Here is a 20,584-nt window from a genome sequence, read left to right on the forward strand (position 1 = left end):
ATTAGTTTCCTTTTTTAGCCCAGAACGCGGCGTTCTGTTTATTGAGGTCGGCGGCGGTAGGTCGGCGATTTGGAATAGCAGAATCGATAGTTCGGCGGTTCAACTGAAGGTTATTGCGGCCCTTGGCAATCTCGCTGGCGGCAATGAATGCCGCATCAAGGGAGAGTTTCGGCATCTTGGCAAAGTCTGGTTTGTCGCCAACAATGCCTTTCAGCAATTTCTCGCCCTCGGTGGTTTTAAACGCCGCATCCAATACAGTTCGTTTAAAGGATGCCAGCTTTCCACCCTCTGGCAATTTAATGCCCGGTACAATCCATTCCGCGCGGGAAACAACATCCTGATGATAAGCCGCATCGCTGGTAATACGTCGCCCCTCTTCCTCCTCATCGGGATCGGCGTCCGTAGTGGAACCCAATTTCTCCAGAATCGCGGCTAAGGTCGTCTCCATTGCAGCAACTCGGGTTTCGATGTCACCACTATCATTAGTGGCGATGGCATCTAATTCAGGTTCCTGTTTCGGTAACGGCTGTTGCGGGTTAATGGTGATATTGATGGCCTTTGGCAATTCGCCAGCACCCTCATCACTGGTTAACTCTGATGGAACGCTTTCCATTGCTTCCTCCATCGCGGCGGCATCTTTGGTTTTGATTGCTCGGCGTAGCTTTGCGAGCCAAGTGTTATTGGTTGTCATACGTTTACTATCTCCAATTGAACAGCGTTTCCCTGCGCGGCCCGTGGGAACGAGAGCGACATGGTTAGCTATGATGTCGTACTGACGGGCTTTGCCTCTGGCGGTCTGCTGATATTCGGCATCGTAGCCAGCCGAAATTTGATCAACACCATCTTCAAGAATCACCTTTATGGCTTCGGCTTTCTTCACCACGATGTCGGCGATCATGAGATCTGATTGGTCACCTGTACCCCGCCTGACGTTTTGAATGTGTCCAGCGGCGTAGCGGCCCCAGTTATCAGGTGTGACATCTTCGATGGGGTGAGATACGGTGAACGTCATTCCCTCAAAGCTGGCGAGCGTCTCGGGGCGGAAAACATCCTCCTCAGACCTTTCAACGAGAATTTCTCCGTCACTGTCGGGTTCGATATCGTCCAGCTCTTCACCGCCATAAAGCTGTACTCCGGTTCGGCCTATTGGCACGTCTTTGCACAATAGCCCACCATCGCTCATGGTGAAGCGCGTCTCCCCTAGACGGGAGTTATAGAAATATTGCATGGGTTATCTTTCCGGAATGATGACTTCGCAGTAACAACGACAGTTAGGTAATGCGCCCGCATGCCCCGTCATGCCGTCAAGAGTTGGTGGGTTATCCCAGCGAACAAACTTACCCTCCATTTTCTGATGCGAGTGGCGAACATCACTATCTTCGGCTGTGCGCCAGATGTAACCACTGGAACCGATAGAAAGCGAACGGGCCTGAGTGAGTGCCGTAGATGCCCGTCCTATTTCTGTACGGGCGATCATATTGGCGCGGGATATTGCCACATCGCCGGATTTGGCTATTTCCTTAGCGAATGGCCCGGCACGTCCGCCAGTGATGACCGCCTCTATCGCCTGATTATGGATATCCTGCACCCGGTCAGCGGCCTGTAAGGGCAGTGACTTGATGAGTTTTACCTGATCTTCAACGATACTGCGGGCCACTTGTCCCACGGCGGTGTTTTCCACTATCTGGCGCAAACCCACGGATATTTCCTGCGAATTGCTGCGCCACATCGCGACATCTTTTGCGTTAACGGCATCAAACATCTTGCTGGCGGTGGTTCTGGCCCAGCCGTCAATCAAATCTGAATAACGGTTAAGACTATCCATAACGTTGTAAACGGAATCGTTAGAACCATCGTAAGTACCATTTACGATGTCGCCGACCATTCGCGCTATCTTGCGTAGCTGAGTTTGATATTGGATCTCCGCGCGGCGCGACTTCAGGCGGGTTGAGATCTGCGTTTTCGCCGAGGTTCGGCGGGTCGATGTCTTTCGCACTCTCTATATCCTCATCGCTGATGCTAGAGCCGATACCGGTGATACCTGCTTTGTCCCTGAGTTCAGTCATGCCACCCTGTAACGTCAGCAAACCTGAGTCCATTGCGGCGTTGATGGTATTAACGGTTTTCTCTGCCACCGTTGCCCGGTCAGGTTCCGACATTTGCCACAGCGGGTTGAAGTCAAAGGAGAAGCCGTCGGGCAGTGGCGAACTAAACTCGGAATAGTGGATCACTTCGAATAATCGACGCAGTGGACGACGTAAACGGCGCTCTTGTTGAGTACCGATATTGTCGTAGTAGTTAGCCAGGTCAGCATCACCGGTTGAGAACCCCGCAGGGGACTGACCAAACAAACGCACCAACGGGATACCAATGGCACCGGCTATCTGTTGAGCAAACTGCGCCATCACATCAGACAGACCGCCGAATGCGTAACTGTGGGTTTCAAACGTATCGGTAGCATCCATCAGTGTAAGACCTTCAGTGCTTTGAAATTGCCGGATCATATCCATGCTTTTCATTAGCCCATCAAATGCCTTGCCCCCCATTGCGACCAGCTCACGAAATTTATTGATTTTGTAGGTGCGTAAGTGCGCCTTAAAAATCAACTGAGCCGCGCCAGTCGAGGTGCTATCGAATGCTAGCAACCTGTCAAACAGCCGCTCTATAACCGACATGCCCCATTCATTTTCTGTGCGTTTCTGCTGGTACGGCAGACCCACGCCATCAAGGCGAATTACTCTGCTGTGGTGTATCTTCATACTCGGAATACCGCTGCCAGTCGTGACGACCTGATAATATTTAGGCATGCCGAGATCTGGCCCCATCTCTGTCACTCTATCGCTAATGGATGGGGTAACCATCCATCGATCGAGCACCAGCAAACCTTTAAACGCATCTTTACCAATGGTCTCTACCCGTAGTGGTGTTTCAGGCGCTTGACCGTCGATCATGATGAAGCCAATTGCACCACCGTACAGTCGCGACCATTTGATCGTGTCATTGATAGCATCCCAGAGTGATAATTCCTCCCAGCGCCCCTCTATCCGCATCTTGGCATCGGGTGCCATCTTAGAGGTTATGTTAATCCCCTTGCGGGTCATATCATCCGCGATGGTATCTACCGCTGCGCCCACCAGCCACGACGACCGGTAAGCGTTTTCTATCAGTTGGCGGTTGCGGGATGTCCAGTTCGGTTGGTAGCTATAATCCGCGCTTTGGTTCTCGGTGCGCAGCCCATAGCGAGCGGTGAGGTTTTGATAGGTATCGGTGGTTCTCTGCGGTGATGACGCCTTACCTGTTTTACGTTTTCTCGACATTACGCCCCCCCGAGCCGTAGCCAGATATCCAGCGCGTTATCCATTGGTGCATATAAAATCATTGCTGAATCCGCCAGGTTAGGTGACTTGGTGCCGTCAGGTTTTTTATCCACCACAATTTTCCCTACGCCATTAACTGAGTAGGTAGGTTGCGATAATTCAGAGGTTAATTTGGTCAGATTTTTGAGGTCTTTCGGGATGGAAATAATCTCATCGGGATCGAACTCCATATTTTCTTTAACTGCCCGATAAGTTTTCTGGAACCGGGTGCGCAGACTCCACCAACCTTGTGCTTTGGCGTTAGCAAAGAAATCTTTGTTAAGCCGCCCTTGCTGTCCGTTATCGCCGGGGACCGCCTCATCATCTGGGTCGGTTACGCCACCGCTACCACGGAACGGCGTGGCGACGATATGCCGTCTGCGCTGTTCTTCTCGTTGTTCATTGATAACCCGAGCATCACCGCGTGCACCAGCTCCCAATCCATCGGTATCAAAGCGGAAAGTTTCGAGGTTTTGTGCATCACAAATATCAAAGGCTTTCTGTACGGTACCGAAAATATCATCACCTTTGCCTGACCACTCTTCGATGCTTTCGAGTAAGAAGCCATGACGACCAGCAAAGGCGTTGGTGTCCTTACCTTCGTCGGCGATATCGAGAGCACCTAAGCGCTGGCCGGTTGGTACAATACCCAATACCTCATGTGCGTTGATTGCCGCCTGCACCCATGCGGACGGGATCAAGACACCCTCAACTGACGCGCTATAGTTGATATCGATTTCTTGCGCCACCGTTACCGGATCAAGCTCTTCAACTTGTTTAGCGTACCAAGCGTCGTCTTTGCGCGGGTCGTCGCGCCAATGGAACGTAAACACATCTACCTTGCCGCTGTGTCGGCGCTCGGCAAAGGAATTCGCCATACCATTAGGTGTCGAGATGTCTTGACGGCAGTTTGTCGTTGCTGAAAGTGAAGCATCAACCAGGTACGGTCGTTCCAAGTGGGAAGATTCATCGACGATGTAGAATGATGTTCGGTCACCGCGCCCTATACCGTCCCCCGCTTCCCCTGTCATTGCCGACTCAGTTTCAGGGAACAGGATTCTCATGTGTGGAGCATGAGCCTTCGGATTCCAGCCGCCTCTAAACTCAAAAGGAAGTAACCCTACAAAGTTTCGTGCTTTATCAAATAAGGATTTCGGCGATCCGATCTTGTCTACGTATTCTTCTTTACGTGAACCGAATCCCGCAATTATCCCTTTATTGAAAAGACACAATGATGCAGCCATTCCCACAGTCAGCCACGACATTCCCATATCGCGGGTTTTTTCAGTAATGCCGGGCCTCGATGTGCGCCAATGTTCTGTAAACCACTCGATCCACTCTTCCTGCTTTGGGAATAAGAGGAACGGGATACGGGCAGGCAATCCACGCTCAACGTTGCGTGGGTCAACTGTCATACCCCAATCAATGATGAACTGAGCCGGGTTATCTTTGTAGAACGCTTTCATAACCGGCAGTAATTCAGGCTGCTGACGAATGCGCTGCAGTCGCTCCATTCGCCACTCAAAAACCTGCATGTAATCCGGGTTCTTAAAGTCAAAAGGGAACGGAATAGGCATTTGGGTTTTACTCGATAAATGAGTGAATTTTAGGACTTTTTAACATAATGGACGTTACCCGCACCGAGCGCATAGCACTCACCGAACAAGCAGCATGAGAGGCTTATTTATCAGGGTTAACGTGTCAGAGTGTTAGATAATTGAGTGCATAAAGCATGCATAAAACACCCTCTATTTTGCATAGAGGATTTATCAATCTAACGGGCTATTTCTGGATGTTTACTATAATCAGCCCATAAGTTTACGATACGCCTCGGCGGCTTCGTCTGGTGTCATATTCACCGTCTCAGTTTTAACCGGGCCACCATCAGGGCCACTAATTTCTGTTTTGTTTCTCAGCATACCTAAATGTTGGGCAACCATCTTTAAAGCCTCATCCTGATTGCGGGTAATGGCCTCAATACCAAATTTACCCTCTTTCACTCCAGAGAACAGGCGACGAGCTGCACCGCGCAGATCCCGAGTATCGTGAAAGTGAGTGCGCCCAACACCCTCACCATTACAACGCGGGCAGTCAGGGTTAGGATCTAACGTGGCATCAAAACCGTAGCCGCCAACGTCTAAAGGCTCCCGTTTTTTGCTTTCTACCGCTTTTAGCCGGGCCTCGTCAAACTCGACAGCATCGCGCCACTGGTACTGGTAACCAAACCCCCAGCAATGGCGGCAACACAAACGGCGTAGCTCAGTAATTTGGCTAGCATCGGCTGTGGCAATATCCCACCACCATTTCAATACGGCATCTTGAGTGATTCGGGTTCGTCGTTCTCTGGCATCTAAAGCATCGCGAATGGCCCGGCTAACCTTAGCATTCCTGTACATGCGTGAAGCGTTAACGTAAGCCGTATTGCCCTCTCCTTTGCCGCCAGACCTTTTATATGCCGCCGTGCTATTCAAGTCGATCAGGTATTCACTCACGAAACGAGCCTGCATATCATTAAGCCCGTACTCGTCAGGGTTTAATATGAATTCTGGTTCGTCACTTCCATTTGCCAGGTATTCTGAATCAATCTCTCTTTCAACGTGAACCGCTGGTTTTCTATATTTGGTTCGCGACTTCTTGTTTTGGTTCGCACTAATGGTCTGCGAACCTACATTATTGCGAACCTGTTCGTGTTTAGGCCACTCCTCAGCCTTTGCCCTCTTTCTTACCGCTGTATCACTTACACCGTATTTCTTGGCAAGCTCCCTGATGGAAAGAGCGCCGGAACGGTAGTCACGCTCTATGCCTCTCCAGTCAGTGTCTTTTGCCATGATGTTCCCTTAGTGTCATTACGCAGTAACCTTGTTAGGTTGCTCTGTGATGATATTTAAGTACTCATATACTAATTGAGAGGCTGACTATAAATCGCTCTGGTGAATTATCTATTTCTATATATATTGGTATTACTTAACTTTTAGCAGAGATAAACATGGGACTGATAATTAAAGATTGCTTCATTTCAGAATGTAACAAAGGGGTAGTTGCACCTGACAGTTTAGATATAAACATCTCTGGTACAGTGTTTGAAAAAACAGGTATAGCTATCGATATTTATCCAAGTAACCAAGAGTTACTCCAAGTTGGCCTGCCAGAAAACACACCTAAAGAACTCCTTGCTGAAGCTGTTGAAACCCTTAAAAAGTTACAATCAAGTACTATGGAAGAAAAGCAAGCTGCAATAAGTAAATCGAAACTATTTGGTTGGCTCAATAATGGAGCTTCCATAGCGACCGTTACTACGGCAGTTATGGAAATGATTAAATTTTTTAGCCAGTAACCGATGTTATGGGGGAATTACTCCCCCTCTCTTTTTAATAATATTTTATTAAGTTTTGCCGCCAGCCAATAACCTCATCAAGCCGACCTTTGCAGATTCGCAGTTCCCGCTTTAATTCCATCGCATACAATCCGCCATCCCCCCACGTAATACCGGTAAATTCTGGAACTTCACAGGGGATAAGTGCTGACTCAGGCGGCAACAATAGGGCGGGTTCGGTAATGGGCGGTTTAATGGGCTTATTCACGCATGACGCTAATGACATCACCAGGCATAGGCTTGATAGAACAATCATCACTCGCCGCTGCTGCTTTAAACCGTGCAACCTGTAATTCACTGGCATTGCGTAACTTCCTCTCGTTTTCTAGCTGGCGGGCTGTGGCGGCACGGTTGGCGGCATCATTCACCTGATAGGCATCGATGATGTTACCGAGGGCTGTATTTGTGGCTTGCTCGACCACCAGCTCCGCTTCTGTTTTTTCGACCTGATTTGCGAGGCGGTAACTGTTAAAAAACAGCGCTGACACAATCACCACCAGCGCAGCAATGACGATCCCCATGGCTTTATTCATCCAGCCCCCAGCAGGTCAGTTCGCTTTCCTGTGCGCGGCGTTCTATCTGCCCGTAACAGTTATTTGAGCGAATATTGCAATCCTTGCCGCCGTCGTGAACCCAGCGTTTGATCTCAGCGCAAGCACCTTTGCGATCACCTGCATTGAGTTTTTTATAGAACGTGGCGGTGAAACATTTACTCGGGCCGATGTTATAGGGGCAAAATGACGCGATGCCGGCAATCTGTGGTTCCGTCAGCGGGACGCGGACATTTTTCTTCACCCAACTTATGGCCTTGTCAGCCTCTAGCTGATTCACCGCAGCACACTTCTCCGCTGACAGCTTCATCCCTTTCACTACCGGTTTGCCATCAACCATTGTGGCGCCACGGCAGATAGTCCAAAGCCCCTTACCATCGGGATAAGCTGAAAGCCGGTTACCCTCTTTCTCATCCAGAAATTGACTGAGAATAATTGATGCTGGCGCACCTGCTAAAACCAAGCCAAGAACCGCAGCGCTGAGTTTGCTTTTTGTCGAGGCCATCACTCACCATCCGGTTTATAGCCATGGCGACGATCCCAAATCTTCACACCTGCATTGAGTAAAAAAGTTAGCGCCATAAAAAATAGCGAACCCAGCACACCAATCACCGTCCACTCATCAGGGGTGAATCCGGCGATCAGCTCTTTAACCCAAAAAATAAAACTACCACCCGATACCAGGTAGGAAGCATTGGACGCAATATTGCTCATTTTCATGGTCTCCCCCTCCCGGACGGGTTGGGCGTGATTGGTTCAAATATAAAAGCCACCATCCGGCAGCTCTATTTGTCCCCTCCCGGTTTTGGATATGGGAGAGGTTTAAACAGCTTCGTGTTGAGCCGCTTTCTGGCCCGCTTATTAAGAAACTTGATATAGCGGAACTGGGTAAATTTATGTGCGGTAGCCCGGTGAAAATTGGCCTGCAGATGCAAACCGCGCGCCCCTGCCTTGCTAGCCTTAGTGGTTAAAGCAATCTTGTGGTACCACTCGCCATCTAACTCATAAAACGTGCTTTGATGGCTACCCACATAATCAAAATTACTGGCCTGATACACCACGCCGAAGCGACCGCACCGCTCATCAGCAAATGTCTGCACCCACTCAACGCTGGGGTGAAGTAATTTGATGGTTTTGAGCGCATAGCTGATCGCCCGTGATTCGGTATTGGTCAGCATATCGTCATGCACCCACAGGCGGTTCAATTCCATATATTGCCGGTTGCCGGTTCCCTCAACCACTCGCCCGCCACTACTGGGGTTCATTGCATAGCCCCATTGCATAACGCCAACCAGATCGCGCCCGGAGAAGATCCCCAGATGCAAATATGAGTTGTTCACTATGCGTTTGCTGTAATGGAAGTGGATGATAACCAGACGGGCCAACCAGACGGGGATTGTAGCGACATGCAGATCTGAACATCCGTACCCCACGGTTACACCGTCATAAACTACCGGTTCAGGCTTACCCACGGCGCGGGATGCATTTTTGTAACTTAATTTTTTCATGGTCATATATACAGTATTCCGTTAGGATACCACCGCTGACGTTAGCAGGGTGGGCCTGGGTTATACTCATGACCGGAAACATGGGTGTAATGGCCCTGATATGCTGATACATATCGGGGTCGCCCATTTCTAACGAGTGCTAAAAAGATAGCCGCTTGACTCAAAAGGTCGGGCGGTTTTTTGTTGGGGGGCAGAAATAGAAAAACCCGCACAGATGGCGGGTTTCTTTTGATTTCGTCGCTTGCGTGTATAGCTCCGCGAGCTTATGTCTAAATCATATATTTTTTGTTCAAATAGTCAAAGTTTTTTTCTCAAATCTTTTCATATCTTTATCAAAGGCATCGCTCATAGGGCGATAAAGCATATATTCGGCAGTGTTAATCCAGACATCAATACGGCGGCGGCAGGTTGAAATGGAAAGCTCCGGGTGTGCCTCCTGCATTTCCTCCGCCATCGTGTAACGTTTCTTTTTATAAATGTAATGCTGCTGCAGTATCCCAATTAACCCAGGGGTCGATTGTAGAACCAGGCCAACAACCGAATCCATTAATAGCCCCTCATCATCCGTACAATAGATTAGATTACTGTGGGCCTTGGGGTTGTTAAGGTCGCCAAATATCTCGAATAATTCCTCTTTTGATAAGCCTGATTTTCTCAGTTGGCTAATAGCTGCTTTTAATGCGGCTTTAGTTATTTGTTGTTTAGCCAATAATCGGGAGAATACCCCCTGAGCGCCGCCTGTTTTGGCTATACGTGACCAGCGTCCCCACATTTTCAGCTTACCCTTAAGCCAAATAAGCTCTAACGTATTGAGGTGTAATTCGTTGCCGTCTGCCCTACCGCACGTTGTCGGATAAATCATAATTTCCCCTCCTTTCTCAATATATTCTGTGTGCGCATAACGCCCTCGGCGTGATATAGCCGTGCCGTGTCACCATCAATTAAACGTGAGCGCCGGTCGCATTCGTCATGACATGCGCTACATCCCCATGCGGCCTGTTCATCAGAGGGTTTAATTCCGGTACCGCAGGTTCCTGCCAGCCGGTAATGGGTGAGTACCACCGTTTCAGGATTGCCATTGCACACACCCGGAATACGGATCTGGCACTCGCGGCCCCTTGCCTCTTTGCGTAAATTAGCCATGACACCCCCTAAGCCGCGTAGCTCATTAATTGACTGGCGGCGTTCTCCGCCTCTGATGGATGGCTGAATGATTTACTGAGAATGAAAGTCCACAGAACATTTAGCACTGATTTGTATAAATCGTTGAATTCCAACTCGTCCATTTTCGCGAATGAAATAGAGCGAGGTTCGCGCAGCGTTGAGCCGTCCGGTAGTTCGTATAGGTCATAATGTCCCGACTCAACGGTTACCCAACGACGGAAAGCGTGGAATGATTTTGCAGTGGATAAATTCGCAGCCCGTTTACCGGCCACCAGCGCCAGATAATCATCAGCTATCTCATGAAGTATGCCCTCATTCCCCACATAGGAAATAAGTTGGCTTACATAGCCGCGCAGGAATTTAAGTTCGAATGGTGATATCGCCCCACCCTTTGGCTCCCAATATTCAAAGCCTAGGTTGAGCAACGAGAAGAATTTACGGTGAAACGGTGCATTGCGCACACGTTTAAACTCGCCGGTGACAATAGTCCCCAGCTTGGTATTTTTAACAAAATCCTCAGCATCCGGCGTGGCCGGTACTAAGATCCCACCTATTGATTTGGTAAAACTATACTGTGCCATTTCCGCCCCCGGATGTATGGCACAGCAGCACGATATTTAGGTTATCGGGTGTTCAATCCGAATATTAATATTATATCAGAAAAAAATGCCACGACAATAAATCATTATTAAATAACTCTAAATGCATAATCACGCTTTATCTTTTCATATTCGTTTTTGCAGCTGAACCAAAGTTCAAAAATATCAAAAATAAAATTAAGAAATTCTTTTTCAAGAGAAAATAAACTATCTATATTCATATCTTCTTCGATGGGAAGTCCGAAAGACTGACCAAGTAACACGAATTTCCCTCTATATTCCGTATGTTCTGGATCAATATATACCCCTTGAACATCCTTCGAATTTTTAGACTTAATGAATTTCAAGAAATCTGTCACCAAAGACTTACCTTTATCATTAATACCTAGGTTCGTTTTGGACTCATCAAAAATTGAACGGTATAATCTTTTTTTATTTACATCGGAAAACCATTCATCTTTACTGGCGGGACATTCTTTTAAATATGCATAAAAGTCCCTTTCATTATTTATTCTATTAGTAATGTGTGAGTTGACAACGGAGAGACTGTAGTTTTTACAGACCACGCAGAAAGCAAAAACAGGAACTAAAACAAGAGAGTACTTCATTAAATTTATTGGTAAAGAGAATATTTCTCCTGCTGTCTCAAAACACTTAGGTTCAAAACAAAACTCAATCAATCTATTATTGTAAATGTTAACCGCTGAGGTAATTGATAAAACTAACAGCACAACCAGTGCAAGCAATGAGATAATGGTAATGAGAGTCACGCCGCCATCAATAAATAAGAGATAGCACTCTTTTTTTTTCTGCTTCATCTGTTCGGCCTTACTGAAATCAATCTAGCTCTAAATTGCTTAGCTTCTTCTTTATATATTCGTCTTAAGACGCTTAATCTAAAGTGAGCTTGGTAGTATCTGCGTTTGTAATTGTCAGTTGCAGGTTTACCTGTATAATCCCTTTGAATATTGGAGATGACTCTATTAAGACGCTTAATTTCATCATGATCAGGTAGTGGCTCGCAATGCTTATTTAAAACCTTCCTCAAATCATTATATTTTACGTAACCAACTCTCTTTAATTTAGTTATCTTACCTTTAACAGAATAATATGCTTTATGATAAGATTGCCTCATTCTCACATCACTCCTGTTATACCCCACCCTAGCAATTTGATATACTTCATCAGTTATTTTCATACACTCACTTTTTGTAAATCGAGGCTTATCCTCATCAATACATACTCCATGTACTTTATAACCTTTTGCTGCTACGGTTGATTGGATACTAGACTTCCCCTCATTTATCGTTAGTCCCTTTTGGGTAATCATCGCCTTAACACGATCATCGGCAAACCTGAAATTATTTTTATCTAATTTGCTAATCGTTATATCGTCTATTAATCGCGTATATCTGAAGCCAAGGGACTCTAGATATTTTACAAGTTGTGGTTCTATATTATAAAAGTAAAGATTGGATAAAAAGGTGCTTGTTGGTGCTCCCTGGGGAACTGTACCATTGACAGTAGTTAACTCTGTCAAAACATCAGATACTTCATCCGAGAAGTTAAAAAAGACTTTATATATATCACGTACACTATATGTATTTATACTCGGAAAAAAATTCGATATATCAACTTTTATTAGAATTTTTGCTTTGCAATGAACTTCGGCACAGCGAATATAATCTCTTGGATTTTCCTTGTCTGAAATAGAGCCAAAGAGATAATGAGGAAACAAAACTTTATTAAATATTTTATTATTTACCTTTCTCAAAATAAACTTTATTTTTCTGTTAGGTGCATGAAGTAATCTTTTACCGCCACTTTTTTTATTTATCTCTTTTTCCGTATAAAAACTGGCTACACCTCGGGTAAGTATGTAACTTAGATCCTCTTTTGTGATAGATAAAAGGCGAAGAAGACTATCTACATTCTGAATAGGTGTAAAATTACTTGGTAAGGTAGGAGTGTATGATTTCACGAGTGTATAAGTCTCATCATTGATTAGAGAAAAACTAGCGTCCTTTCGGCCAGACCGGGCAGTCGCATCCCAGGGGTACAAAACAGAAGTATAAAATCCCCCCGATCTTCACTAGCTTTTTCTAACTGTGTACTGTGCCTTTGTGCTCGGTATTGATGCCGGACGCCAGAGTGCACGCAGAAAGACCTTTACAGGTCGTCCTCATTGATTGCAGGACATTCTTTCTGTTGTAAGTATTCCCTTTTTTGCGAGCGGGTTATTCGTCCCGCATGAAGAAAAATATCAGAAATCTAATAATATTCAAGATATTTACTAAACCTCATTAATATTTTTAATCAAACTCACATTTTCTATCCATAACAAATCAACTCAGCCTATCCTCTGTAACAGCTGCTTAGCCGCCATCCCAAACGTTAGCACCCATAATGCCATCGGTTGATATATTCATTTGGTCTCGCCTCTGTGGTCTCTACGGTCACGCCAGTAATTTAAGCGCTGTTTAAAAAACTCTCGGTAATGCACCGGTACCCGTTCAATCGCTTCCAGTACCTGAGCGCGGTTGGTCCTGCGCTCGTACAGGTTTTTGATTAAGCCGCTGGCTCTCAAATCAAGATTTAGCTTTTCTTGGTATTCCTGAGGCCAGAGGCAAATGTTGTACGGGAGTCCGGGCGGGAGATAATCCGATTGCCCGGACATGGTGTTAACTCCCCATGCCGACAGTGCTCATCAGTTGATTTATTCGGGATACTCGCAAGCAGTACGCCAGCTCCTTTTCATCAAATGGCATGCGGGCGGGCTTGGCTCGGGGTTCGCTTTTACTGCGTTTGACTTGCGTGTCAGAGAATCGGAAAAAATCCTCTGAGATACTGTTGAGGGTGTATTGGGTCTTGCGACCATTACGGCGGGTAATATCTGCATGGGGTGAGCGCACCATGCCTTGTACGCGGTAACGCAGCACGCTAATAGGCATTTCAGCGTGAGGGAGTTTTAAGGCCATAGCCTCGATTATCTGTCCATAGTTCATGCTTTGGCCCAGCATAATCTCTGCCAGTTCGCGGGTCGTTAGTTCACGTTTTTTCATGGTCTTGCCTCTTTGGGTTAGTTCAAGCGCTGGTCAGGCGCGGTTAAAATTTTGGTGTTGAATAGTGTTTTTCTTTGGCCGGTGGCCTTGATGCCTCTTTCGCCATTCGGCTAGCCTCCTTTGCCACCAGTTGATCCACCGGTAGAAAGTGGCCGTTTTTAAATTCCTGATAAACGGTACCGGACTCGCCAAATCTGTTTTTAGTTACAATGGCCTCGGCAAATCTTGCGGCCGGACTATCCGGGTTATAAACCGCCTCGCGATACAGCATGATGATGCTATCGGCGTCCTGCTCGATTGAACCTGAGTCCCGCAGATCGGAACTGATTGGCCTGCGGCTACCCGGTGGCCGTTCATCCACTTTGCGCGATAACTGGCTAAGGGCAAAAATCGGGGTGTTTATCCGACCGGCCAGCGTTTTTAATCCGCGTGAAATGATGCCGATCGACAGGTCATTACGCTCCGCCTTGGGTTTGGTAATCAGGCCAAGATAATCAACCATCACCATTCTCAATTTTGGGAATCGGCGCTTGTGTGTTTCTGCGATAGCCCGTATCTGATCGATGGTCAGTTCGCTAGCATCAACGATCCAAATATCACGGCCATTTAATGCTTGAAGTGCGGAGTTAATACGCGCCCAATCCTCATCACATAGAGTGCTGGGGTCACGCAACTTAGATACAGGCAAATTACCGGCTCCAGCAACGGAACGCTCCACCATCTGCAGGGAGGCCATTTCCATACTGAATATCAATGCACCGCCATCGTTCTGTGTAGCCCCCTCGACAATCTTTAATGCAAACTCGGTCTTACCCATACCCGGACGCCCGGCGATAACCACCAGGTCCTGCGGGTTGAAGCCGCCGGTTATGGCATCCAGCTCGACAATGCCGCTTTGCAGGTTCATCGACTCAATCTCGCCATTCATGCGCTTATCCAGCATGTCCATGTAGCCGGGCAACAAATCATTTAGATGCACAGGGATGATGCCGCCGCTATCTGCCGTCATATCGATCAGTTGTGTTACCGCGCCCTGTATCACCTGATCGCGCTGCTCCTGATTGTTCGCCCCCCGGATACCATCCGCCGCAGTCTGAAATAATGCGGTCATAGTGCGGCTATACCAGGTCTTACGGGCATGTGCGGCATAGCCTTTCAGGTTCGCCACGTTGCCCGGCATACGGACGATTTCAGATAGCGTGGCCAGGCTACTACCGCCCAACGCCTCACTGACAAACAGGACATCAATTAACCCCTTAGTCAGTGCCTGCTTTTTAATTTCCGCATAGGCCGCACGATAAATCCTGATGCTGAACGCCTCTTCCGGCAGGGTGGCAATCACCTCCAGCGCATCGGGGGTCGAGCCGCCATAGAGCAGACCGGAGAGGATCGCCGCCTCCAATTCCTGCGGCTTCATAGCGCACCATCACGGGTTTTTCTCAGCACGTCCGGCTTCATTAAATAATCAAAATTGGCGCGCCAGTGCGTACCATCATCACCACCGAAATAAAATGCGGATGCCTGTTCGCGAAAGGCCTCGAAATAGCTCTGGAACGCGTCGAGGTCTTGGGTTTTGAGGTATTGGAGTAATTCGCGGATAGCGTGCTTACGGTCCTGATCAATTTCAGCCGGTGGTAACACCTCACCGAACACCCGATTGAACGCCGCAATGACCGCATCGCAATCAATCCGCCCTACCGATTCAGACCATGCACGGGCATCGGCCAGATAACCATCGAACCGGTTAACGCGGCAGATATTCGCAGGTTTGGCATACTTGCCGTTACGGGGTTTCCAGGTGCTGACCACCCAATGGGTCACCAATTGCAAATCAGCCAGCGCGTAGGCTTTGCGTGATTTAGTTGCCGTTAGCAGGGTTTCGAAGGGGCCGGGATCTTCACAGCGGGTATGGGTGAGTTGGTTGTAATACGCCAACGCCCTTTCAGCGTCAGCGAGAATATTTTCGGTTTCCCCTTGAGGGGTAAGGGGTGTAGTTGGATCTATGACTGGTTCAAAAGAGTGACTGGTTCTGGGTGCAGCATTTGCACCACTAACTGGTGCACCATTTACACCAGAGGGTGCAGGAGATTCACCATAGGGTGCAGCATTTGCACCAGCGGAATTTAAGCGCAGGTGATAAACATTTGAGCGATTCAGACCATTATCCGATTTGCGCTCTTCAATCCTCACCAGCCCACTTTTTACCAGTTCTTGAATATGATTCTGTACCGAGCGTTCGGATATTTCACACTGATCGGCAATGTAGGGAACCGATGGCCAGCACTCGCCCTGATCGTTCGCATTATCCGCTAATTTTATCAGCACTAACTTTCGTAACGGGTTGCCGACTTTGATATTCATGGCCCTCGCCATTAGATTCATACTCATAGTCAGATCCCCAGCGCTGCGGCTATTTGCCGACAGGCAGACTGATAATCATCAGCTGATAAGTTCATCCCGCGCAGGTCTGCTTTCCTCTGCTCATACTGCTCCCACACGCTATATGCAGCTACCTGACGCCCTGCAAAAATTGGTTCGATGTCAGCCATGCTTGCCGGTTGGCCGTTAAGCCGGAACCCGTTGCACCAGGTGATTTTGTCGATAGATGTCAGCATTGGTCTTGCCTCTGTTTTATACGGTGGTCAGCCGGTGGTGTTGTGGTCTGATTGCGTGAAGTGCCGCAACAGCGCCCGATATTCTTTGTGACATGTCACAGCCATCTAATAGAACCGCGCTAATTGCTGCGGCAAACTCTCTGCTGGCAATCGAAACCAAATAATTCACGGTCTCGCCATTCACCCTGGCCCGCCGTTCTGCCGGGAGCGCCGCTTTAAGTACCGGTGATAATTCCAGAACCTTGCGCATTGATGCTTTTGAATCCCCGCGCAGCCAACGAAATAACTGCTGCCGGTTGTTGTTGATAGACTTCCAATCAGCATTGCCCTCCCCGTCTTCAATGGGAGTGAGGCGAACCGAACCGGTGCTGATATTGAGCAAGAAAAACATTCTGCTGATCTCGATAGCTACATGTTCCTGCCCCCGCTCTGCTGCCCACGCCTGAACTTCGGCTTTAAGGGCTTTGATTTCTTGTTCCACGTTGCGTCTCCTGTCGCCGGAAATTGATTATTGATAATCAGATTTGTGTGTGGGGTTTGGTTAAGCTGCACTTTGATACATAGCGGGGTCATATTTCAGTTCGCCATGAGTAATACGTTCAATCTTCATTGCCTGTTTCTCAGGGATAATTTCCCCCCAACGACAAACCGCGGGGTGCTTTATGCCTAAGGCCATGGCGGTATTCACGACACCACCAAAAAACTTGACGACATCTTTCTTGTTCATAAGAACTCCTTGTTGAACTCAGGATGAAAGGTAACAAAAGGTACATAACAATGCAAACACTTTTCACCTCACTATGGCGTAACATTGGTTACATGAAAACTGAAATGAATGACCGCATCCGTCTTCGCAGACTGCAGCTAGATCTCACGCAAGTCCAATTAGCCAAAGCTATTGGGGTGAGCCGTGTATCAGTGACAAAATGGGAGTCAGGGATAACCAAACCAGATGGGGAAAATCTTCACCGCCTGGCGCAAATGCTTGCCTGCACGCCGGAGTGGTTGCTCTACGGTACCGGGGATTTACGCCAGATTGACGATACTAAAATTAAGCCCCTCACCGCCGCGCCTAATGCCATACCGGTTATCTCATCAGTTCAAGCCGGTGCTTGGACAGAGACCTATTCGGCCGCCCGTATTTCTGATGTTCTTAGATGGTGTAACACCACAGTGAAGGTTTCTGAAAACGCATTTGGTTTAGATGTTCGGGGTGAGTCAATGACCAACCCCAATGGTTCACCCTCTATCCCCGAGGGTTCTACCGTTATCGTGGAGCCTAATTATGGTTCTATTGATGATTTATACGGCAAAATAGTGGTCGCCATCATTGATGGTAGCTCCGAGGCCACCATTAAAAAGTTAGTTGTTGATGGCCCCAACAAATACCTCATGCCGTTAAATCCCAATTTCAAACCTATCGAAATCAACGGCAATTGTCGCATTCTAGGTAGAGTCGTGCAGGTCACCCAAGACCTGTAATCAATAGCCCATCCCCCCGGTGGGCTTTTTTACGCCCCTCAATGTAACTATTGGAACGTTTCCTTATTGACACAAAAGGTAACTATAGGTACATTCATCTCATCAACACGGCACAGCAGCCGATGCGAACAGGCAGGACGCCCACGAAGTAGCTGCCGGTGGCATACGAAACACCGGATGATTCGCAATTTAGGTTTAGTACGTTCTGACAGCCCGGAAAGACGGCACCAAATTACAGATCGGGATAGGGGCTGATCTCACAACCAGCCTCCTCCCACACCACCGTACATACGGGTCCGTATACGGCGGTTCGGTTATGTTGATCGTCGCCTTCCTATAACTCTGGCAGGCCCAGTCTGACGAACAGGTTATTGGGAAGTGCTATGTTCAGCGCCGGGCTACAGCTCACCCGCCACTGTTTATGGCAACTTCCCACCGTCTGCGCCGAGAGGTCTTTGCTAACCCCGCGATTGTGCAGCTCTTTATAACGCTTGCCGCCCGTTTTCCACTGTTTCCAGAGGACACTCCGCAGCCTGCGCCTTATCCACCCGTTCAGCTCTCTTATCAGCGATGGCCACTCGTTCAGCCTGTAGTAGCTTTTCCAGCCCGTCATATATCGCTTTAACGGCTCGATTAGCTGCTCCAGGCTTCTGCCCGTGTTACGTCCCGTCAGTTCCCTTATCCGCGTTTTGAACCGCTTCACCGATCCCGGCGACACCACGCACCACACTTTCCTGCCCCTTATGAAGCTGTAACCCAGGAACTTACGCGACTCCGGATGCGCCACTGCGCTCTTTTTCGCATTCACCTTCAGCTTCAGTTTACGGCTCAGCCAGTGCGTCAGCCCCGCCATCACACGATTGCCTGCACGTTCGCTTTTCACATACACATTACAGTCGTCTGCATAACGGGCGAACTTCAGGCCGCGTTTCTCCAGTTCCTTATCGAAGTCATCCAGCAGCAGATTCGATAACAACGGCGACAGCGGGCCGCCCTGCGGCGTCCCTTCTGTCACCGGCCTTACCAGACCGGCTTCCATCACGCCTGCATTCAGGAACCTGCGGATAAGTGACAGCACCCGTTTATCCGACACCCGTTTCGCTATCCGGCTCATCAGTACATCGTGGTTCACCCGGTCGAAGAACTTCTCCAGATCGAGATCGACCACCCAGTGATACCCGGACCCAATATATTCATGAGCCTGTTTCACAGCCTGATGGGCAGAGCGCCCGGGGCGGAACCCGTAGCTGCTGTCGCTGAACGACGCATCCCACTGCATCTGCAACACCTGCATCATCGCCTGCTGGATAAAACGATCCACCACCGTCGGGATACCCAGCAGACGTTCGCCGCCGCAGGGTTTCGGGATGGTCACTCTTCTTACAGGGGATGGGCGATAGCTGCCGGACAGCAGTTGCGCTTTCAGTTCGGGCCAGTGGTGTTTCAGGTACTCCGGCAGTTCGCTTACGCTCATGCCGTCGGCTCCCGCCGCACCTTTATTGGCCTTCACTCTTTTCAGGGCTTGCCTGAGATTGACGGGTTCACAGATGGCTTCCATCAGCCACGCTGTTGACGACGGACTTTCTCTGGTCGTCGGTGCCTGCCCGGTTTCAGCCCCCCGGGAACCGGCGTCCGGGGCTTCACCCCTTCTTCGGGCTTCAGGGCCGCGATGCGTTTTCTGCTGCATGACCGTTCAGAACCTCCGCTGATACTCGTCACTCATTACCGTTCGGGCCTTCAGACGTCACGTCCTACTATGCCCTCTGCTGACTCCTGTCCACCGGTCAGCGCACCTTACGATGCACTCAGTTCTGAATACAGAACGCCGGACAGGCCTCCCGGGGTAAGCTCAGCCGCTTTCACCACACACCTGCCCAATCTACCACCCCGGCTCTTGATGGTTATGGCCTTCGCAATCACATGCTTGCTCCGCCAGTCGGGTAGGCCTTATATCGGGTTTCTGTCCGTCAGGTCATGGTTTTGCTCCACGCTTCCTTCAGACCCCGCCTCACGACGACGCCCTTGCGCTTCACTAGTCCTTCGCCACCATCAGGCTGGACAGGGGACTTTCACCCCCGAGCTGCTGAGCATGCCCGGCACACATGTAAAAAAACCCACCGAAGTGGGCTTCTTTACCCCGGGTCACCGACCAAAGTTAACCGGGAATTGCTAACGGGGACCAACCCGTTAACAGAGGCAAGACCAACGGCTTACGCCATCGACCTTAAAACTAGTATATCAGGAGTTGCTATGACAGCACTACAGATAACCACCACGCTCTATATTCATGTTAATCCGCATTCGGCATTGAAAGATAACCGCTTTATTGTGTGTACCTGTGACATGTCACAGTCCGCGCCAGCCTATGCGTTACTCGAAACCCGCGAAATCACGTTGGCGTTCGACGAACCCGATCCATTTGAAATCATCAGTAAGCAGGTTGATTCACTACGCGCTCAAAAGGAGCGGCTGGCGGCGGAATCATATCGACATCAGTTGCTAATTGATGATCAAATTCAGGCGTTGCTCTGTATAGAGCATACCACCTCATCAAGCGTTACAGACGATAACGACATTCCTTTTTAATTCCATATATGGGGACCTAGCCATGACAACAATCAAGGCCGCTATTGATCATGTTATTGCTGCGGGGCTGTCTGTTCTTGAACACGAAAATAATTCAGATACCAGCACTGGCACGATGCATATAACCATTGTGGGTGGTAAACGCCGTGTTGAATTTTACCCCTCGACCGGAACAGCTTATTCAAATGCTGTTAAGGGGCAATTTAAAGCGGCAAGACTTCCGAAAGCAGGAATTAGGGCAGCTATAAAGCTAGCTATGTCCGGCAATTAAACCAAAGAGGCAAGACC

At 48.6% G+C, this 20,584-nt stretch carries 26 protein-coding genes; 4 read left to right on the plus strand and 22 right to left on the minus strand.

The window, feature by feature from the left end; translation table 11 throughout:
* Position 1: 1 nt before the first annotated feature.
* The 5 genes from FFE93_RS12465 to FFE93_RS12485 all read right to left on the minus strand — a co-directional run bounded on the left by FFE93_RS12465 (position 2) and on the right by FFE93_RS12485 (position 6,184).
* On the minus strand, positions 2 to 1,228 hold the full coding sequence (locus FFE93_RS12465) for a DUF2213 domain-containing protein (RefSeq protein ID WP_138775293.1): 1,227 nt from the start codon (positions 1,226 to 1,228) through the stop codon (positions 2 to 4).
* A gap of 3 nt (positions 1,229 to 1,231) precedes the next feature.
* Entirely contained in the window at positions 1,232 to 1,885 is a 654-nt protein-coding gene (locus FFE93_RS12470) for a phage minor head protein (RefSeq protein WP_261369003.1), read from the minus strand.
* Positions 1,845 to 3,317, minus strand: a complete 1,473-nt coding sequence (locus FFE93_RS12475; protein WP_138775294.1) for a DUF1073 domain-containing protein — start codon at positions 3,315 to 3,317, stop codon at positions 1,845 to 1,847. Before FFE93_RS12475 ends, FFE93_RS12470 begins: the two co-directional genes overlap by 41 nt.
* Entirely contained in the window at positions 3,317 to 4,933 is a 1,617-nt protein-coding gene (locus tag FFE93_RS12480; RefSeq protein ID WP_138775295.1) for a TerL protein, read from the minus strand. Before FFE93_RS12480 ends, FFE93_RS12475 begins: the two co-directional genes overlap by 1 nt.
* Positions 4,934 to 5,161: 228 nt before the next feature.
* Positions 5,162 to 6,184 (minus strand): terminase small subunit, encoded by a 1,023-nt coding sequence (locus FFE93_RS12485; RefSeq protein WP_138775296.1) that lies wholly within the window; start codon positions 6,182 to 6,184, stop codon positions 5,162 to 5,164.
* A 158-nt stretch (positions 6,185 to 6,342) separates the two neighbouring features.
* On the opposite strand from FFE93_RS12485, the gene FFE93_RS12490 reads away from it, so the two are divergent.
* Entirely contained in the window at positions 6,343 to 6,690 is a 348-nt protein-coding gene (locus FFE93_RS12490; protein ID WP_138775297.1) for a hypothetical protein, read from the plus strand.
* Positions 6,691 to 6,929: 239 nt separating this feature from the next.
* Here FFE93_RS12490 and FFE93_RS12500 read toward each other — a convergent pair whose 3' ends face one another.
* The 16 genes from FFE93_RS12500 to FFE93_RS12575 form a co-directional block, all read right to left on the minus strand.
* A complete protein-coding gene (locus FFE93_RS12500) occupies positions 6,930 to 7,262 on the minus strand; it encodes a DUF2570 domain-containing protein (protein WP_138775299.1) in 333 nt (110 codons plus the stop codon).
* Complete coding sequence (locus FFE93_RS12505) at positions 7,255 to 7,785, minus strand: lysozyme (RefSeq protein ID WP_049602734.1); 531 nt, start codon at positions 7,783 to 7,785, stop codon at positions 7,255 to 7,257. Before FFE93_RS12505 ends, FFE93_RS12500 begins: the two co-directional genes overlap by 8 nt.
* A complete protein-coding gene (locus tag FFE93_RS12510) occupies positions 7,785 to 8,000 on the minus strand; it encodes a phage holin (RefSeq protein ID WP_138775300.1) in 216 nt (71 codons plus the stop codon). The genes FFE93_RS12505 and FFE93_RS12510 overlap by 1 nt, the downstream gene beginning before the upstream one ends.
* 65 nt (positions 8,001 to 8,065) lie before the next feature.
* On the minus strand, positions 8,066 to 8,794 hold the full coding sequence (locus FFE93_RS12515; protein WP_138775301.1) for a protein mom: 729 nt from the start codon (positions 8,792 to 8,794) through the stop codon (positions 8,066 to 8,068).
* Positions 8,795 to 9,077: 283 nt separating this feature from the next.
* A complete protein-coding gene (locus tag FFE93_RS12520) occupies positions 9,078 to 9,650 on the minus strand; it encodes a DUF1133 family protein (RefSeq protein ID WP_138775302.1) in 573 nt (190 codons plus the stop codon).
* Positions 9,647 to 9,931, minus strand: a complete 285-nt coding sequence (locus FFE93_RS12525) for a DUF1364 domain-containing protein (protein WP_138775303.1) — start codon at positions 9,929 to 9,931, stop codon at positions 9,647 to 9,649. The genes FFE93_RS12520 and FFE93_RS12525 overlap by 4 nt, the downstream gene beginning before the upstream one ends.
* A gap of 8 nt (positions 9,932 to 9,939) precedes the next feature.
* Positions 9,940 to 10,533, minus strand: coding sequence for a DUF1367 family protein (locus tag FFE93_RS12530; protein WP_138775304.1), 594 nt, complete (start codon positions 10,531 to 10,533; stop codon positions 9,940 to 9,942).
* A gap of 107 nt (positions 10,534 to 10,640) precedes the next feature.
* Complete coding sequence (locus FFE93_RS12535; RefSeq protein ID WP_138775305.1) at positions 10,641 to 11,369, minus strand: retron Ec48 family effector membrane protein; 729 nt, start codon at positions 11,367 to 11,369, stop codon at positions 10,641 to 10,643.
* Positions 11,366 to 12,532 (minus strand): reverse transcriptase family protein, encoded by a 1,167-nt coding sequence (locus tag FFE93_RS12540; RefSeq protein WP_261369006.1) that lies wholly within the window; start codon positions 12,530 to 12,532, stop codon positions 11,366 to 11,368. The genes FFE93_RS12535 and FFE93_RS12540 overlap by 4 nt, the downstream gene beginning before the upstream one ends.
* A gap of 444 nt (positions 12,533 to 12,976) precedes the next feature.
* Complete coding sequence (locus FFE93_RS12545) at positions 12,977 to 13,228, minus strand: DNA polymerase III subunit theta (protein WP_138775306.1); 252 nt, start codon at positions 13,226 to 13,228, stop codon at positions 12,977 to 12,979.
* 4 nt (positions 13,229 to 13,232) lie between these two features.
* Positions 13,233 to 13,613: a hypothetical protein gene (locus FFE93_RS12550; RefSeq protein ID WP_138775307.1), complete on the minus strand. Its 381-nt coding sequence runs from the start codon at positions 13,611 to 13,613 to the stop codon at positions 13,233 to 13,235.
* Positions 13,614 to 13,656: 43 nt separating this feature from the next.
* The gene (locus tag FFE93_RS12555) at positions 13,657 to 15,030 is read right to left on the minus strand and encodes a replicative DNA helicase (protein ID WP_138775308.1); all 1,374 of its coding nucleotides are present in this window, start codon (positions 15,028 to 15,030) and stop codon (positions 13,657 to 13,659) included.
* The gene (locus FFE93_RS12560) at positions 15,027 to 16,001 is read right to left on the minus strand and encodes a helix-turn-helix domain-containing protein (RefSeq protein WP_138775309.1); all 975 of its coding nucleotides are present in this window, start codon (positions 15,999 to 16,001) and stop codon (positions 15,027 to 15,029) included. Before FFE93_RS12560 ends, FFE93_RS12555 begins: the two co-directional genes overlap by 4 nt.
* Positions 16,002 to 16,003: 2 nt before the next feature.
* Complete coding sequence (locus FFE93_RS12565; RefSeq protein ID WP_138775310.1) at positions 16,004 to 16,228, minus strand: hypothetical protein; 225 nt, start codon at positions 16,226 to 16,228, stop codon at positions 16,004 to 16,006.
* A 16-nt stretch (positions 16,229 to 16,244) separates the two neighbouring features.
* Positions 16,245 to 16,709, minus strand: a complete 465-nt coding sequence (locus tag FFE93_RS12570) for a toxin YdaT family protein (protein ID WP_138775311.1) — start codon at positions 16,707 to 16,709, stop codon at positions 16,245 to 16,247.
* 60 nt (positions 16,710 to 16,769) lie between these two features.
* Positions 16,770 to 16,955, minus strand: coding sequence for a Cro/CI family transcriptional regulator (locus FFE93_RS12575; RefSeq protein WP_138775312.1), 186 nt, complete (start codon positions 16,953 to 16,955; stop codon positions 16,770 to 16,772).
* Positions 16,956 to 17,047: 92 nt separating this feature from the next.
* On the opposite strand from FFE93_RS12575, the gene FFE93_RS12580 reads away from it, so the two are divergent.
* Positions 17,048 to 17,710: a LexA family protein gene (locus FFE93_RS12580; protein WP_186367718.1), complete on the plus strand. Its 663-nt coding sequence runs from the start codon at positions 17,048 to 17,050 to the stop codon at positions 17,708 to 17,710.
* 334 nt (positions 17,711 to 18,044) lie between these two features.
* Here FFE93_RS12580 and ltrA read toward each other — a convergent pair whose 3' ends face one another.
* Complete coding sequence (gene ltrA, locus FFE93_RS12585; protein WP_261368997.1) at positions 18,045 to 19,268, minus strand: group II intron reverse transcriptase/maturase; 1,224 nt, start codon at positions 19,266 to 19,268, stop codon at positions 18,045 to 18,047.
* Between the two features lie 692 nt (positions 19,269 to 19,960).
* Between ltrA and FFE93_RS12590 the strand changes: the two genes are divergently transcribed.
* Complete coding sequence (locus tag FFE93_RS12590; RefSeq protein ID WP_138775313.1) at positions 19,961 to 20,296, plus strand: hypothetical protein; 336 nt, start codon at positions 19,961 to 19,963, stop codon at positions 20,294 to 20,296.
* Between the two features lie 22 nt (positions 20,297 to 20,318).
* A complete protein-coding gene (locus FFE93_RS12595) occupies positions 20,319 to 20,567 on the plus strand; it encodes a hypothetical protein (protein ID WP_138775314.1) in 249 nt (82 codons plus the stop codon).
* Positions 20,568 to 20,584: the final 17 nt, after the last annotated feature.

It is taken from the genome of Yersinia sp. KBS0713, assembly GCF_005937895.2.
In the GTDB taxonomy this organism is placed as follows: domain Bacteria; phylum Pseudomonadota; class Gammaproteobacteria; order Enterobacterales; family Enterobacteriaceae; genus Yersinia; species Yersinia bercovieri.

Bases quoted from the DNA above. Each gene is read 5' to 3' on its own strand.
- FFE93_RS12485 (WP_138775296.1), bottom strand. From the start codon at position 6,184: ATGGCAAAAGACACTGACTGGAGAGGCATAGAGCGTGACTACCGTTCC.
- FFE93_RS12535 (WP_138775305.1), bottom strand. From the start codon at position 11,369: ATGAAGCAGAAAAAAAAAGAGTGCTATCTCTTATTTATTGATGGCGGC.
- FFE93_RS12530 (WP_138775304.1), bottom strand. From the start codon at position 10,533: ATGGCACAGTATAGTTTTACCAAATCAATAGGTGGGATCTTAGTACCG.
- FFE93_RS12500 (WP_138775299.1), bottom strand. From the start codon at position 7,262: ATGAATAAAGCCATGGGGATCGTCATTGCTGCGCTGGTGGTGATTGTG.
- FFE93_RS12555 (WP_138775308.1), bottom strand. From the start codon at position 15,030: ATGAAGCCGCAGGAATTGGAGGCGGCGATCCTCTCCGGTCTGCTCTAT.
- ltrA (WP_261368997.1), bottom strand. From the start codon at position 19,268: ATGGAAGCCATCTGTGAACCCGTCAATCTCAGGCAAGCCCTGAAAAGA.
- FFE93_RS12560 (WP_138775309.1), bottom strand. From the start codon at position 16,001: ATGAGTATGAATCTAATGGCGAGGGCCATGAATATCAAAGTCGGCAAC.
- FFE93_RS12505 (WP_049602734.1), bottom strand. From the start codon at position 7,785: ATGGCCTCGACAAAAAGCAAACTCAGCGCTGCGGTTCTTGGCTTGGTT.
- FFE93_RS12510 (WP_138775300.1), bottom strand. From the start codon at position 8,000: ATGAAAATGAGCAATATTGCGTCCAATGCTTCCTACCTGGTATCGGGT.
- FFE93_RS12580 (WP_186367718.1), top strand. From the start codon at position 17,048: ATGAAAACTGAAATGAATGACCGCATCCGTCTTCGCAGACTGCAGCTA.
- FFE93_RS12575 (WP_138775312.1), bottom strand. From the start codon at position 16,955: ATGAACAAGAAAGATGTCGTCAAGTTTTTTGGTGGTGTCGTGAATACC.
- FFE93_RS12565 (WP_138775310.1), bottom strand. From the start codon at position 16,228: ATGCTGACATCTATCGACAAAATCACCTGGTGCAACGGGTTCCGGCTT.
- FFE93_RS12465 (WP_138775293.1), bottom strand. From the start codon at position 1,228: ATGCAATATTTCTATAACTCCCGTCTAGGGGAGACGCGCTTCACCATG.
- FFE93_RS12545 (WP_138775306.1), bottom strand. From the start codon at position 13,228: ATGTCCGGGCAATCGGATTATCTCCCGCCCGGACTCCCGTACAACATT.
- FFE93_RS12470 (WP_261369003.1), bottom strand. From the start codon at position 1,885: ATGGTCGGCGACATCGTAAATGGTACTTACGATGGTTCTAACGATTCC.
- FFE93_RS12525 (WP_138775303.1), bottom strand. From the start codon at position 9,931: ATGGCTAATTTACGCAAAGAGGCAAGGGGCCGCGAGTGCCAGATCCGT.
- FFE93_RS12520 (WP_138775302.1), bottom strand. From the start codon at position 9,650: ATGATTTATCCGACAACGTGCGGTAGGGCAGACGGCAACGAATTACAC.
- FFE93_RS12480 (WP_138775295.1), bottom strand. From the start codon at position 4,933: ATGCCTATTCCGTTCCCTTTTGACTTTAAGAACCCGGATTACATGCAG.
- FFE93_RS12590 (WP_138775313.1), top strand. From the start codon at position 19,961: ATGACAGCACTACAGATAACCACCACGCTCTATATTCATGTTAATCCG.
- FFE93_RS12550 (WP_138775307.1), bottom strand. From the start codon at position 13,613: ATGAAAAAACGTGAACTAACGACCCGCGAACTGGCAGAGATTATGCTG.
- FFE93_RS12475 (WP_138775294.1), bottom strand. From the start codon at position 3,317: ATGTCGAGAAAACGTAAAACAGGTAAGGCGTCATCACCGCAGAGAACC.
- FFE93_RS12515 (WP_138775301.1), bottom strand. From the start codon at position 8,794: ATGACCATGAAAAAATTAAGTTACAAAAATGCATCCCGCGCCGTGGGT.
- FFE93_RS12490 (WP_138775297.1), top strand. From the start codon at position 6,343: ATGGGACTGATAATTAAAGATTGCTTCATTTCAGAATGTAACAAAGGG.
- FFE93_RS12595 (WP_138775314.1), top strand. From the start codon at position 20,319: ATGACAACAATCAAGGCCGCTATTGATCATGTTATTGCTGCGGGGCTG.